The following is a 14169-nucleotide window of genomic DNA, read 5'->3' as shown; positions in this document are numbered from 1 at the left end:
CCAACGCCGGGCCGGGTCCGGGCAGTTGAACGGCCCTGGCCGGCCGCCACCTCGAAGGCGGCGGCCGGCCAGGGCCGGTGGGGTTCCCGTGCGAAGATCCCGGGCGCGGTGGTGATCTCCGCACGGGAGCCGGGTGAGCGGCCCGGCACGGCCCCGTGGGGCGCGCGCCGCGGACACGCTCGGATCGGGCGGGCGGCTCCCGGTGTCGGCCGGGGCCGCCCACAACTCACAGGCCGTAGCGCTCCCTGGCCTCCTTGACGGTCTCCGGCTTGACCTCACCGCGCCGTGCGAGCGCGGCCAGCGCCTGGACGACCACCGACTGCGGGTCGACACCGAAGTGCCGGCGGGCCGCGTCACGGGTGTCGGACAGGCCGAAACCGTCGGTCCCGATGGAGACCCAGTCCTGCTCGACCCACGGCGCGATCTGGTCCGGGACCGCCCGCATCCAGTCGCTGACCGCCACGACGGGGCCGGGGGCACCGGCCAGCGCGCGGGTCACGTACGGCACCCGCTCTTCGCCGTCCAGCCGGGCCGCGTCGCAGGCCAGAGCGTCGCGGCGGAGCTCCGTCCAGGACGGCGCCGACCAGACGTCGGCGGCGACGCCCCAGTCGGCGGCCAGCAGCTGCTGCGCCTCCAGGGCCCAGTGGATCGCGGTACCGGACGCCAGCAGCTGCAGCTTCGGGCTGTCGGCGTCCGCGTCCGCGGCCTCCTGGTAGCGGTAGAGGCCGCGCAGGATGCTCTCCTCGTCCACCCCCGCAGGCATGGCCGGCTGCACCTTGGTCTCGTTGTAGACCGTCAGGTAGTAGAAGACGTCCTCGGAGTTCTCGCCGTACATCCGGCGCAGACCCTCCTTGACGATCACCGATACCTCGTACGCGAACGCCGGGTCGTAGGAGACCGCCGCCGGGTTCGTCGAGGCGATCAGGTGCGAGTGGCCGTCCGCGTGCTGGAGGCCCTCGCCGGTCATCGTCGTACGGCCCGCGGTGGCGCCGATGACGAAGCCGCGGCCCAACTGGTCGGCGAGCGCCCAGAATTGGTCGGCGGTGCGCTGCCAGCCGAACATCGAGTAGAAGATGTAGAACGGGATCATCGGCTCGCCGTGCGTCGCGTACGACGTCGCGGCGGCGGTGAAGTCGGCGAGCGAACCGGCCTCGGTGATCCCCTCGTTGAGGATCTGGCCGTCCTTGGCCTCCTTGTACCAGAGGAGCTGGTCGCGGTCGACCGGGTCGTACGTCGCGCCCTTGGGCGAGTACAGCCCCGCCGTCGGGAAGAGCGACTCCATGCCGAAGGTGCGGGCCTCGTCGGGCACGATCGGCACCCAGCGCCTGCCGGTCTCCTTGTCCCGCATCAGGTCCTTGACCAGCCGGACGAACGCCATGGTGGTGGCGATCTCCTGGCTGCCCGAGCCCTTCTTCAGCGCGTCGAAGGTCTTGTCGGCGGGCATCGGCAGCGGCTCGGCCGTCACCTTGCGGGCCGGCGCGGGACCGTCCAGGGCCGCCCGGCGCTCGCGCAGGTAGACCATCTCGGGGGAGTCGTCGGCGGGACGCCAGTACGGGACGAGGTCGCCTTCCAGGGCGCTGTCCGGAATCGGCAGCTCCAGGAGGTCGCGCATGGTGCGGAACTCCTGCCCGGTCAGCTTCTTCATCTGGTGGTTGGCGTTACGCGACTCGAAGCCGGCGCCGAGGGTGTAGCCCTTGACGGTCTGCGCCAGGATGACGGTCGGCGCGCCCTTGTGCTCGACGGCGGCGCGGTAGGCGGCGTACACCTTGCGCGGCTCGTGGCCGGCCCGCGAGGTCTGGAACAGCTCCAGCAGCTTCGCGTCGGAGAGCGTGTCACCCAGCGCGCGCAGCGAGGGCTCGGCGCCGAAGAAGTGCTCGCGGAGGTAGGCGGCGTCGCGGGTCGCGTAGGTCTGGAACTGCGCGTCGGGCGTCTCCCGCAGCCGGCGCAGCAGCGCGCCGTCCGTGTCGCGCGCGAAGACCTCGTCCCACGCCTGGCCCCACAGGGCCTTGACGACGTTCCAGCCCGCGGCGCGGAACTGGGCCTCCAGCTCCTGCACGATCTTGTAGTTCGGGCGGACCGGGCCGTCCAGGCGCTGGAGGTTGCAGTTGATGACGAAGGTGAGGTTGTCCAGGCCCTCGCGGCCTGCCAGCGCCAGTGCGGCGGTCGACTCGGGCTCGTCCATCTCGCCGTCACCCAGGAACGCCCACACGTGGGAGTTGGCGGTGTCCTTGATGCCGCGGTGGTCCAGGTAGCGGTTGAAGCGCGCCTGGTAGATGGCGGAGAGCGGGCCCAGGCCCATGGAGACGGTGGGGAACTCCCACAGCCAGGGAAGGCGGCGCGGGTGCGGGTACGAGGGCAGGCCCTCGCCGCCGGCCTCCTGGCGGAAGTGGTCCAGCTGCTCCTCGGTCAGGCGGCCTTCGAGGAAGGCGCGGGCGTAGATGCCGGGGGAGGCGTGGCCCTGGATGTAGAGCTGGTCGCCGCTGCCGTCGCCCTCCTTGCCGCGGAAGAAGTGCTGGAAGCCGGTCTCGTAGAGCCAGGCCGCCGACGCGAAGGTGGCGATGTGGCCGCCGAGACCGAGCTTGGAGCCGCGGGTGACCATGGCGGCGGCGTTCCAGCGGTTCCAGGCGGTGATCCTGGCCTCCATCGCCTCGTCGCCCGGGAACGCGGGCTCGGCGGAGGTCGGGATGGTGTTGGTGTAGTCGGTCTCCAGCGGCGCGAGGTCCGGAGCCGCGGTGTGCTCCAGGGCCCTTCGCATCAGGTACGCGGCACGCTGCGGGCCCGCTGCCTGGGTGACGGCGTCGAGCGACTCACGCCATTCGGCCGTCTCCTCCGGATCGCGGTCCGGGATCTGGTCGAGCTGGCTGTACGGCAGGCGCACGGGATCGGGCATGGGTGGCCCCTTTCCGGACAGAGAGGGAATGCGGGTTCGGCAGGCATTCGGCAGGCAGGGGTGTCGCGCCCCGCGGGCGACGATACGCCTCTGATCGATGATCGATCAACGCACTCCGGAGGTATCGCCCGAAGTCGGCACAGAGTGCCTGCGCGGCGGGCACCGCGTGCCACTGCGAAGGCGTGCCGGAGCCCCCGTGGGACTCCCGCTCAGACCCGCGGAGCGCAGCTCAGTACGTGGGTCTTGAGCAGGGCGCCGATCTTCGGATCGCGGCGCCGGAACGCGTCCACGATCTCCTGGTGGTCCTGCGCGTGCGACCGCGGCTCGGGGCTGAACCAGCGGATCGACAGCGTCGTCCACACCTCGATCCCCAGCGACTCCCAGGTGTGCAGCAGCACGGCGTTCCCGGCCGCCTGCACGATCTCCCGGTGGAAGGCCACCGTGTGCCGGACCTGCTCCTCCCCGTCGACCGCCAGGTCCGCCGCCCGCAGGGCCGCCACCTCGCGCTCCAGTGCCGTGGTGTCCGCCGCCAGCCGCCCGGCCGCCAGCTCCGCCGCCACCTGTTCGAGACCGGCCCGCACCGGGTAGCTCTCCTTCAGGTCGGCGGCGGTCAGATTCCGCACCCGTACGCCCTTGTTGGGCGCCGATTCGATCAGCTGGAGCGACTCCAGCTCGCGCAGCGCCTCGCGGACGGGCGTCTGGCTGACCTCCAGCTCCACCGCGATCCGCCGCTCCACGATCCGTTCGCCGGGCTGCCACCGGCCGCTGACGATCCCCTCAAGGATGTGCTCGCGGATCTGCTCGCGCAGCGAATGGACGACGGGCGGGGTCATGACGTGCTCCTCGCGGGTGGGGTGGTGACGGAGACGATACGGGGCGTGGCCACCGCCCGGCCCGGTCCGCGGACCCGATTCACACGTGGTTCTGCTCACTGCCGGTGCACCTGGCGGCCCGGACTGCCGCCCGTTTCCCGGCATTTGTCCCACAACGCTCACCCGCGATGCCGCCCCGTGCCGCCCTCCCACGCGAGCGGCCCCGCCCGGACGAATCCGGGCGGGGCCCCACGTGCAGTGCGCGGTCGGCGCGTAGCTCAGAGACCGATCTCGGTCTCGAACTCGGCGGCTTCCAGGATCTGCTTGACCGTGGTCAGGTAGCGGGCGGCGTCCGCGCCGTCCACCAGACGGTGGTCGTAGGAGAGCGCCAGGTAGGTCATGTCCCGGACGGCGATGGTCTCGCCGAGATCGGGGTGGTTGATGACCACGGGGCGCTTGACGGTGGCACCGATGCCCAGGATGCCGACCTGGTTCGGCGGCACGATGACCGTGTCGAACAGGGCACCGCGCGAACCGGTGTTGGAGATGGTGAAGGTCGCGCCGGCCAGGTCGTCCGGAGTGATCTTGTTGGAGCGGACCTTGCCCGCCAGATCCGCGGTCTTCTTGGCGATACCGGCGATGTTGAGGTCGCCCGCGTCCTTGATGACCGGAGTCATCAGGCCCTTCTCCGCGTCCACCGCGATACCGATGTTCTCGGTGTCGAAGTAGGTGATCGTGCCCTCGTCCTCGTTGATCCGGGCGTTGACGACCGGGTGGGCCTTCAGCGCCTGGACGGCGGCCTTGACGAAGAACGGCATCGGCGAGAGCTTGACGCCCTCGCGCTGCGCGAAGGCGTCCTTGGCCTTGTTGCGCATCCGCATGATCGCGGTGATGTCGACCTCGACGACCGAGGTGAGCTGCGCCTGGCTGTGCAGGGCCTTCATCATGTTGTCGCCGATGACCTTGCGCATCCGCGGCATCTTGACGGTCTGGCCACGCAGCGGGGAGACCTCCAGCGCGGGGGCCTTCGACGCGGCGGGGGCCTGCGCGGCGGCCGGAGCCGGGGCGGCAGCGGCCTTGGCGGCGGCCGCGGCCTCGATGACGTCCTGCTTGCGGACGCGGCCACCGACGCCGGTGCCCTTGACCGTGGCGAGGTTGACGCCGTTCTCCGCGGCGAGCTTGCGCACCAGCGGGGTGACGTACGCGCCGTCGCCCTCACCCGCGGCCGGAGCCGGGGTGACGGGGGCCGGGGCGACCGGGGCAGCGGGAGCCGGCGCGGGGGCCGGAGCCGGTGCCGGGGCGGCCGGAGCAGCCGGGGCGGGCGCCGGAGCGGCCGGAGCCGGAGCCGGAGTGGGCTCGGGCTGGGCGGCCGGTGCCGGGGCGGCCGGAGCGGCGGCGGGGGCCGCGGCCTGGTCCGCCGAACCGATGACGGCGAGCTTGGCGCCGACCTCGGCGGTCTCGTCCTCGCCGACCACGATCTCCAGCAGGGTGCCGGAGACCGGCGCCGGGATCTCGGTGTCGACCTTGTCGGTGGAGACCTCAAGGAGGGGCTCGTCGGCCGAGACCTCCTCGCCGACCTCCTTCAGCCAGCGGGTGACGGTGCCCTCGGTGACGCTCTCGCCGAGCGCGGGGAGCAGAACATCAGTGCCGGAGGCTCCGGTGGAGCCGGTGCTTGCACCGGGGGTGCCCTGGGCACCACCGGCGGGGGCGGCTGCCGGGGCCGGTGCCTCGGCTGCCGGGGCGGCCGCGGGCTCGGGCTGCGGCGCGGCGGCGGGGGCCTCGGCGGCGGCCGGGGCCGGTGCCTCGGCCGGCGCACCGGTGCCGTCGTCGATGAGGGCCAGCTCGGCGCCGACCTCCACGGTCTCGTCCTCGGCCACCTTGATGGAGGAGAGGATGCCGGCGGCCGGCGCGGGGATCTCGGTGTCGACCTTGTCGGTCGACACCTCGAGCAGCGGCTCGTCGGCCTCGACGCGTTCACCCTCGGCCTTGAGCCAGCGGGTGACGGTGCCCTCGGTGACGCTCTCGCCGAGCGCCGGAAGGGTTACGGAAACCGCCATGGTTTCTGTTGCTCCTAACGGATGGGGTTTCCCCTGCTCGAACGGTGTCGAGACGGCGGGGAAGTGCGGATGTGGTCGCGCCCGGGACTGGGGTCAGTCGTGGGAGTGGAGGGGCTTGCCGGCCAGGGCCAGGTGAGCCTCTCCGAGAGCCTCGTTCTGCGTCGGGTGGGCGTGCACGAGCTGCGCCACCTCGGCCGGCAGGGCCTCCCAGTTGTAGACCAGCTGGGCCTCACCGACCTGCTCGCCCATACGGTCACCGACCATGTGGACGCCGACCACGGCACCGTCCTTGACCTGGACGAGCTTGATCTCGCCCGAGGTCTTGAGGATCTTGCTCTTGCCGTTGCCCGCGAGGTTGTACTTCAGAGCGACGACCTTGTCGGCGCCGTACAGCTCCTTGGCCTTCGCCTCGGAGATGCCCACCGAGGCGACCTCGGGGTGGCAGTACGTCACGCGCGGCACGCCGTCGTAGTCGATCGGCACGGTCTTCTGACCGGCCAGCCGCTCCGCCACCAGCATGCCCTCGGCGAAGCCGACGTGCGCGAGCTGGAGGGTGGGAACGAGGTCACCGACGGCCGAGATGGTCGGCACGTTGGTCTGCATGTACTCGTCGACCAGGACGTAGCCGCGGTCCATCGCGACGCCCTGCTCCTCGTAGCCCAGGCCCGCGGAGACCGGCCCGCGGCCGATCGCGACCAGCAGCACCTCGGCCTCGAAGGTCTTGCCGTCGGCGAGGGTCACCTTGACGCCGTCGGCGGTGTACTCGGCCTTGTCGAAGAAGGTGCCGAGGTTGAACTTGATGCCGCGCTTGCGGAAGGCCCGCTCCAGCAGCTTGGAGCTGTTCTCGTCCTCGACCGGGACGAGGTGCTTGAGGCCCTCGACGATGGTCACGTCGGTGCCGAAGGACTTCCACGCCGAGGCGAACTCGACGCCGATGACGCCGCCGCCCAGGACGATCGCGGACTTCGGCACGCGGTCCAGCGTCAGCGCGTGGTCCGAGGAGATGATGCGGTTGCCGTCGATCTCCAGGCCCGGCAGCGACTTCGGCACGGAGCCGGTCGCCAGCAGGACGTGTCGGCCCTGCACGCGCCGGCCGTTGACGTCGACGGAAGTCGGGGAGGAGAGCTTGCCCTCGCCCTCGATGTAGGTCACCTTGCGCGAGGCGATCAGACCCTGGAGGCCCTTGTACAGGCCCGAGATGACCTCGTCCTTGTACTTGTGGACCGCCGCGATGTCGATGCCCTCGAAGGTGGCCTTGACACCGAACTGCTCGCTCTCGCGCGCCTGGTCGGCGATCTCGCCGGCGTGCAGCAGCGCCTTCGTGGGGATGCAGCCGTTGTGCAGGCAGGTACCGCCGACCTTGCCCTTCTCGATCAGGGCGACGTCCAGGCCCAGCTGCGCCCCGCGCAGGGCAGCGGCGTAACCGCCGCTACCGCCTCCGAGGATCACTAGGTCGAAAACGGTGCTGGCGTCGTTCGCCACGTCACGTCCTCCATGCATGGGTACGCCGGAGCCGGTCTCCGATGACCGGGCGGCGGCTGTGGTTCGGCCGCTTTTAACTTCGGCCCTGGGTAAGGGGGGCCCTGTCCTGCCGAGAACCCATCTTCGCACTTGTTCCACGAAGCTGGGACGGCGGGCCGGGCCAGGGGGCGGCGGACGGGCCGCCTTCCGGGGTTACTCGTGCGTAACGGCATGCGGATTTCGTTGAGGGCGAACGCGGCCCGTCCGCGTCCACCGGAGGCACACCGAAGGCCCCGGGCGGTGCGCCCGGGGCCGTACGGACAAAACAGGCGAGCGGGGTGAGCGGGTGCCCGTCAGCCGAGGTCGCCCGACGCGGTGCGCTCGGCCAGCCGCACCAGGGTGCGCACGCTGGAGCCGGTGCCGCCCTTGTGGGTGTAGCCGAACGGGGCGCCCTCGTGGAAGGCCGGGCCCGCGATGTCCAGGTGGGCCCAGCTGATGCCCTCGCCGACGAACTCCTTCAGGAAGAGTCCGGCGACCAGGCCGCCGCCCATCCGCTCGCCCATGTTGGCGATGTCGGCGACCGGGGAGTCCATGCCCTTGCGCAGCTCGGCGGGCATCGGCATCGGCCAGGACTGCTCGCCGACCTCTTCCGCGATCTCGTGGAGCGTGGTACGGAACGCCTCGTCGTTGGCCATGATGCCGAAGGTCCGGTTGCCCAGCGCCAGCACCATCGCGCCGGTCAGCGTCGCGACGTCCACGATCGCGTCCGGCGACTCCTCCGACGCGCGGGTCAGCGCGTCGGCCAGCACCAGCCGGCCCTCGGCGTCGGTGTTGAGCACCTCGACCGTCTTGCCGCTGTACATGGTCAGCACGTCACCGGGGCGGACGGCGTTGCCCGACGGCATGTTCTCGGCGAGCGCCAGCCAGCCGGTGACGTTCACCTCCAGGCCCAGCCGGGCGGCGGCGGTGACGGTCGCGAAGACCGCGGCGGCGCCGCTCATGTCGCACTTCATGGTCTCGTTGTGACCGGCCGGCTTGAGCGAGATGCCGCCCGAGTCGTAGGTGATGCCCTTGCCGACCAGCGCGAGGGTCTTGGCCGCCTTGGGGTGCGTGTAGGCGAGGCGCACCAGGCGCGGCGGGGCGTCCGCGCCCTGGCCGACGCCCAGCAGGCCGCCGTAGCCGCCCTTCTTGAGCGCCTTCTCGTCCAGCACCTCGACCTTGAGGCCGAACTCCTTGGCCGCGGCCTGCGCCTCGGCGGCGAAGGACTTCGGGTTCAGGTCGTTGGGCGGCATGTTGATCAGGTCACGGGCGCGGTTGATCTCCGCGGCCAGCGCCTGGGCGCGCTCGGCGGCGGCCTTGAACTCCTTGTCGCGCGGCTTGCCGCCGGTGAGCGTGATCTCCGCGAGCGGCGCCGACGCACTGTCGCCGCCCTTGGCGCTCTTCGCGCCCTTCTTCGTGCCCTGCGCGCCGTTGCTGCGGTACGCGGTGAAGGCGTACGCGCCGAGCAGCGCGCCCTCGGCGACCGCGGCGGCCGCCTCGGCGTCCTCCAGGGGCAGCGCGAAGGCGGCCTTCTTGGTGCCGGCCAGCGCACGGGCGGCGCTGCCCGCGGCGCGGCGCAGCGTCTCGTTGTCGTAGGCGTCGCCCTTGGCGGGTGCCGTGCCGAGGCCGACCGCCACCACGACCGGAGCCTTGAGGTCACCGGCTGCGGGCAGTTTGGTCACCTCGCCCTCGGCACCCGTTGCGCCGAGGGTCTCCAGGACGGCGGCGAGCTTGCCGCCGAACGCCTCGTCCACGGCTTCGGCGCCGGGGGCCGGCACGACGCTTTTGGCGCCCTTGGCCACGCCCACGACGACAGCATCCGCGCGCGCCGTTGCGGCGGAAGAAGTACTGAGGGTCAGTGCAGTCACGGTGATGAAAGTCCTGTTCCGTCCGGGAATCCGTTCGCGCTCGGGGCGCTGCTGCGGCCGAGCCTACGCTCGGCGGGCCCGCAAGGCGCCGGGTGCGGCCGGGCGCGCGGGGTGCGCCGAGGGGGTCCGGGCCGTGCCTGTGGGGGTCAAGAGGGCTTCCGGAGCGGGGGAGTTGAGGCGATCGGTGCGGATTTGCTCCGGGTGCGGGAAGGGGGCGGTTCGCCGGGCATCCGCCCGGAATGAGACCCGTGCCACAGGGCGCGCCCGGGTGAGGCGGCGTCACGATGCCTTCCGTGGCGGCCCGGTCGGCCCGCCGTGCCCCGAGGTGCCGGGAGCGGACCCGTCCGGCCCGCTTCAGCCCAGCGCCAGGACGACCAGTGCCGTCAGCCCCGCGGTCTCCGCGAGCGCGCCGAACACGTCGCCCGTCACCCCGCCGAACCGCCGCCGGCAGTGCCGCAGCAGCAGCTCCGACGCGGCCAGCGCGAGCAGCGCCGCCACCCCGGCGTGCACCGCCCCGTACGGCCCGGACAGCGCGCCGGCCGCCGCGCAGGCGACGACCACCAGCGCCGCGCACAGCAGCCCGGCGCGCACCGGTACGGTCCCGGCCACCGCGGCGCCCAGCCCCTCGGGGCGGGCGGCCGGCACCCCCCGCCGGGACGCCAGGGTCAGCGCGCAGCGGGCGCAGACGCCGGCGGCGACGGCGGCCACCGCGCCCGGTACCCAGCCCGTCGCGTACAGCCCGGCCAGCGCGGCCACTTGGGCCAGCAGTGTGAACAGCAGCGTGAGGACGCCGAACGGGCCGATGTCGGACTGCTTCATGATGCGCAGCGCCTCCGCGGCCGGCTTCGCGCTGCCCAGCCCGTCGGCGGTGTCGGCGAGGCCGTCCAGGTGCAGTCCGCGGGTGAGCGCCGCGGGCGCCGCCGCGCTGCCGACCGCCGCCAGCAGCGGCCCGCCGCCCAGCGCGAGCAGCGCCCCGCCGAGCGCGGCCGAGAGCAGTCCGGCCACCAGTCCTGCGAGCGGCGCGCAGAGCATCCCGCCGCGCGCGGTTGCCCGGTCCCAGCGGCGCACCCGCACCGGCAGCACGGTCAGCGTCCCGAAGGCGAAGCGCAGCGCGTCACCGGGCCCCGGTGCGGCGGGGGGTGCGGCGTCGGCGGGGTCGGGCGCGTCGGTCATCGCGGCAGGCTATCCCGGCGTCCCCGGCGGTAAATTGCCGGAACGCGGCAATCGCGACATATGGGGAGCATGTGGCATGGGTCACTGGTGGTTCCGCAACATCGTCGAACCCGGGAAGCTGCCCCTGCTGCTGGCCCTCGCCGCGTTCGTGCTGACCTTCGCCGTCACCCGCGTCATCACCCGTCTCATCCGCGCGGGGAAGGGCCCGTTCCGCAACGTCACCCGGGGCGGCGTGCACGTCCACCACGTCGTCCCCGGCGTCTGCCTGATGGTCGTCGGCGGCTTCTCCGCCATCGCCGGCGGCCGGCACGGCATCGGCTCCGGGGTCGCCGCCGTGCTGTTCGGCGCCGGCGCGGGGCTGGTCCTGGACGAGTTCGCGCTGATCCTGCACTTCGACGACGTCTACTGGACCGAGGAGGGCACCAAGAGCGTCGAGATCGTGATCATCACCGCCGCGCTGGTCGCCCTGATCCTCGGCGGCTTCCTGCCGTTCGGCGTCAACGAGGTGGGGCCCGACGAGGCCCGCGACCGGCTGAACGTCGCCCGCACCGTCGGCCTCAACTTCCTCTTCGTCCTCATCGCTCTTGCCAAGGGGAAGGTCCGGATGGCCGTCATCGGCGTCGTCGTGCCGTTCGTCGCCCTCGTCGGCGCCGTCCGTCTCGCCCGTCCCGACTCGCCCTGGGCCAGGCGCTGTTACCGCCGCCGCCCCCGGGCACGGGCCCGCGCCACGGTCCGCGCGCAGCGCCACGACCGCCGCTGGTCGGGCCTGCGCCGCAAGGCCGAGCACCTCATCGGGGGTGCTCCGAGCCGTTGACGTACGGGGCCCGCCCCGCCGCCGTGCGCCGTCGGTGGACCAGCTCCCACCCCGCGCACACCAGCAGCATCGCCGCCACCGCCGCGATGTGCTCCTTGCCCGCCAGGTTGTTCTTGATGAACACCACCTCGACGACCATCGCCGCCACCACCAGCGCACACGTCACCCGCGCCCGGTAGCGCCAGCACACGAACACCGCGAGGCCCACCACCGCCGCCGAAGGACCCGTGTCGACCACCAGTGCGTCCCCGGGCGGCAGCCCGAGCGGATGGCCGGGGCCGAGGGCGATGCCGAGCCGCGCGTACAGCGTCCCGGCGAGCGTCGCCGTGTACGCCAGCGCCAGCGTCCAGCGACGCCCCAGCGCGATCTCGGCGACGCCGAACACCACCAGCACCTGCGCCAGCGCGCCCCACACCGGCAGGTCGAGCGCCGGCACGAACAGCGACAGCGGAGTGCGCAACAGGGCCGCCCACAACGGCGCTTCGGCATACACCGCACCCAGATCCTGCACCGGCTGATAGCCCCACGGCTGGTTCTGCACGAACTGGAGGACCAGCGTCAGCGTCACCGAGGCGAGCGTCAGCGGGACCGCCCGCAGCTTCCGCGCCGCCAGCGCCGCCCGCACGCACCGCAGCAGCGGTCCCCACTCGGCACGTACGGCGCGACGCAGGGCCGGCTCGCTCATCGGGTGCTCTCCAGGTGCTCACGGCCGCACCGCTCCGGCAGGCCGCGCCGCCCGGGAAGGCCGTCGCCACGTAGCACGTCGGTGCGCTGACCACCGAGCATGAACCGGAGGCCCCGGGACGGCCGGTATTTCGCCGGGGCGCGGAAGAGCGAATCGATGGGGCACCACCGGGAAACGGAACGAAACGGCGTGCGCACCGGGTGCGCCACCGGGCCCGCGGGCCGCGCACCGCGTACGGAGACGCCGCCGCGCACCGCGCCGTTCGCCCGCCGCCGCGTGATCTCCGCCTCGCCGGGGCCGCAGGCCCGTCCGCCGTCCCCCGTACCCGTCCGGCGCAAGCCGACCGCCCCCTCCGTGTCGTGATCAGGAGGGGCGCAGCTCAGTCGCGCACCGGCAGTTCCGCAGCCAGGTCCGCCGCCGCCCGCACCAGCGGCAGCGCCAGCAGGGCGCCGGTCCCCTCGCCCGCTGTGACGCCGTGATCGAGCAGCGGGTTGAGCGCGATCCGGTCCAGCGCCTTGGCCTGGGCGGGCTCCCCGCTCGTCTGCCCGGCCAGCCACCAGTCCGGCGCACGGAACGCCACCCGCTGCGCCACCAGGGCACACGCGGCCGAGACCACCCCGTCCAGGATCACCGGCGTACGGCGCACCGCGCTCTGCAGCAGGAAGCCGGTGATCGCGGTCAGGTCGGCGCCGCCGACGGCTGCCAGCAGTGTCAGCGGGTCGCCGAGCACCGGCCGGGCCCGGCGCAGCGCGTCCCGGATCGCCGCGCACTTGCGCATCCAGGCCAGGTCGTCGAGACCGGCCCCGCCGCGCCCGGTGACCACCGAGGCGTCCGTGCCGCACAGCGCGGCGATCAGGGTGCTCGCCGTGGTGGTGCCGCCGACGCTCAGATCGCCCAGCACCACCATGTCCGTACCGGCGTCCGCCTCCTCGTCGGCGACGGCCATCCCGGCCCGGAACGCGGCCTCGGCCTCCTCGGCCGTCAGCGCGTCCTCGATGTCGATCCGGCCCGAGCCGCGGCGCACCCGGTGCCGTGTGACGCCCCCGGGCAGCTCGTCGGCTTCGCAGTCCACCGCCATGTCGATCACCCGCACCTGGACCCCGGCGCCACGGGCCAGCACGGCGGTCGCGCTCGCGCCGTCCAGCGTGGCCCGCACCAGGTCTTCGGTGCCGCCCGCGAGCCGGCTGGAGACCCCGAGACCGGCCACGCCGTGGTCGCCCGCGAACAGCAGCACCCGCGGTTGTGCGACGGGCCGCACCGGCACCTGCTGCTGGGCGGCGGCCAGCCAGGCGCCCAGTTCGTCGAGGCGGCCGAGCGCCCCGGGCGGCAGGGCCAGGCGCGCCCGCCGCTCCTCGGCGTCGCGGCGCGCGCCGCCGTCGGGGCGCTCGATCAGGTGGGCGAAGTCATCGAGGTTCAGGGCGCTCATTGGGCGCAGATTACCGGCAACCGCCCCGCGGCGAGCCGGCCGGCAAGGATGCGGCCGCACCGGACCGGATCACGGCCGCATACGCGCCGCCCGGCCGACCGGCCCTACGCCCTGCCGAACCGCACCTCGCACACCACGGGCGTCCACGAGCGCAGCACCGGGAACCGCTGCCCGTACGCCCCGGCCGCGCCCGGCAGCGCGCCCCGGCCGCCCGGCAGCGGCAGTTCGCGCACCGCGGTGATCGCCGGGTGCACCGAAGCGACGGCCGCCAACTGGCCGCGGTCCAGGCCCCAGCGCACCGGCGCGGGCCAGCGGCCGCCGGACAGCGAGGTGCAGCGGCGGCTGAGGGCGGCCGCCCGGTGCGGCAGCGCGTCGAAGACCAGCGCGCCGCCCGGCAGCCGCTCCGCGCACGCCGCCAGCAGCTCCCGCACCTCCTGCGGTGCCAGCCGCACCGGCAGCCCGGGAGCGGTCACGATCACCCCGCGCTCCGGTGCCCGCACCGCGTCGAGCCAGCCGTTGCCGCGCTCCGGACGCACGACGGTGCGCCGCCGCGCGCCGTCGGGCAGCAGCATCCGGCGCACCGCGGCGGTCCGCGGGGGCAGCACCGAGAGCCAGTGCAGCCGCCCGTTGTCCAGCCGCCAGTAGCCGGTGCCGAGCCCTTCGCCGAGCGCCACCACGGTCGCTTCCGGATGCCGCGCCACGTAGGCGCGTACGGCCGCGTCGAAACAGCGGGCGCGCGGGCCCGACCGCCGGACACCCGGCGGGTCGACGGCCTCGGCGCGACCGGCCCGGCCGGGCGGCTCTTCGGGGTTCTCGGGCCACCGGGACGCGTCCGGGCGGGCCCGCAGCGCGGTGCGGGACGGGGCACCGGGCGCGGCGGCGCACCCGTCGGGCGAAGCGGTCCCGGTCAGCTCGGATTCGGTCACGGCTCAAGAGCACCCGCA

Annotated in this window: 10 protein-coding genes; 1 reads left to right on the top strand and 9 read right to left on the bottom strand. The window is 73.5% G+C overall.

Annotation, left to right across the window (positions count from 1 at the left end; genetic code table 11):
• Nucleotides 1-226: 226 nt before the first annotated feature.
• The 6 genes from aceE to LIU39_RS19985 all read right to left on the bottom strand — a co-directional run bounded on the left by aceE (nt 227) and on the right by LIU39_RS19985 (nt 10300).
• Nucleotides 227-2890 (bottom strand): pyruvate dehydrogenase (acetyl-transferring), homodimeric type, encoded by a 2664-nt coding sequence (aceE, locus tag LIU39_RS20010; RefSeq protein ID WP_227048151.1) that lies wholly within the window; start codon nt 2888-2890, stop codon nt 227-229.
• A 209-nt stretch (nt 2891-3099) separates the two neighbouring features.
• On the bottom strand, nt 3100-3723 hold the full coding sequence (locus LIU39_RS20005; RefSeq protein WP_227048150.1) for a GntR family transcriptional regulator: 624 nt from the start codon (nt 3721-3723) through the stop codon (nt 3100-3102).
• Nucleotides 3724-3980: 257 nt separating this feature from the next.
• Nucleotides 3981-5759: a 2-oxoglutarate dehydrogenase, E2 component, dihydrolipoamide succinyltransferase gene (gene sucB, locus LIU39_RS20000; protein ID WP_227048149.1), complete on the bottom strand. Its 1779-nt coding sequence runs from the start codon at nt 5757-5759 to the stop codon at nt 3981-3983.
• A 93-nt stretch (nt 5760-5852) separates the two neighbouring features.
• Nucleotides 5853-7241 carry a dihydrolipoyl dehydrogenase gene (lpdA, locus tag LIU39_RS19995; protein WP_227048148.1) on the bottom strand — a complete coding sequence of 463 codons (1389 nt, stop codon included), beginning with the start codon at nt 7239-7241 and terminating at the stop codon, nt 5853-5855.
• A gap of 332 nt (nt 7242-7573) precedes the next feature.
• Nucleotides 7574-9127, bottom strand: coding sequence for a leucyl aminopeptidase (locus LIU39_RS19990; protein WP_227048147.1), 1554 nt, complete (start codon nt 9125-9127; stop codon nt 7574-7576).
• A gap of 354 nt (nt 9128-9481) precedes the next feature.
• Nucleotides 9482-10300: an adenosylcobinamide-GDP ribazoletransferase gene (locus LIU39_RS19985; RefSeq protein ID WP_227048146.1), complete on the bottom strand. Its 819-nt coding sequence runs from the start codon at nt 10298-10300 to the stop codon at nt 9482-9484.
• A 76-nt stretch (nt 10301-10376) separates the two neighbouring features.
• On the opposite strand from LIU39_RS19985, the gene LIU39_RS19980 reads away from it, so the two are divergent.
• Complete coding sequence (locus LIU39_RS19980; protein ID WP_227048145.1) at nt 10377-11114, top strand: hypothetical protein; 738 nt, start codon at nt 10377-10379, stop codon at nt 11112-11114.
• On the opposite strand, the gene LIU39_RS19975 is transcribed toward LIU39_RS19980, so the two are convergent.
• The 3 genes from LIU39_RS19975 to LIU39_RS19965 form a co-directional block, all read right to left on the bottom strand.
• Nucleotides 11089-11799 carry a hypothetical protein gene (locus tag LIU39_RS19975; protein WP_227048144.1) on the bottom strand — a complete coding sequence of 237 codons (711 nt, stop codon included), beginning with the start codon at nt 11797-11799 and terminating at the stop codon, nt 11089-11091. The genes LIU39_RS19980 and LIU39_RS19975 overlap by 26 nt on opposite strands.
• A gap of 379 nt (nt 11800-12178) precedes the next feature.
• Complete coding sequence (cobT, locus tag LIU39_RS19970; protein WP_227048143.1) at nt 12179-13225, bottom strand: nicotinate-nucleotide--dimethylbenzimidazole phosphoribosyltransferase; 1047 nt, start codon at nt 13223-13225, stop codon at nt 12179-12181.
• Nucleotides 13226-13329: 104 nt separating this feature from the next.
• Entirely contained in the window at nt 13330-14151 is an 822-nt protein-coding gene (locus LIU39_RS19965) for a class I SAM-dependent methyltransferase (RefSeq protein WP_227048142.1), read from the bottom strand.
• Nucleotides 14152-14169 lie beyond the last annotated feature (18 nt).

Origin of the sequence: Streptomyces pinistramenti, assembly GCF_020564935.1 — a bacterium.
Classification (GTDB): Bacteria; Actinomycetota; Actinomycetes; order Streptomycetales; family Streptomycetaceae; genus Streptomyces; species Streptomyces pinistramenti.
This window is presented reverse-complemented; position numbering and strand designations above follow the sequence as displayed.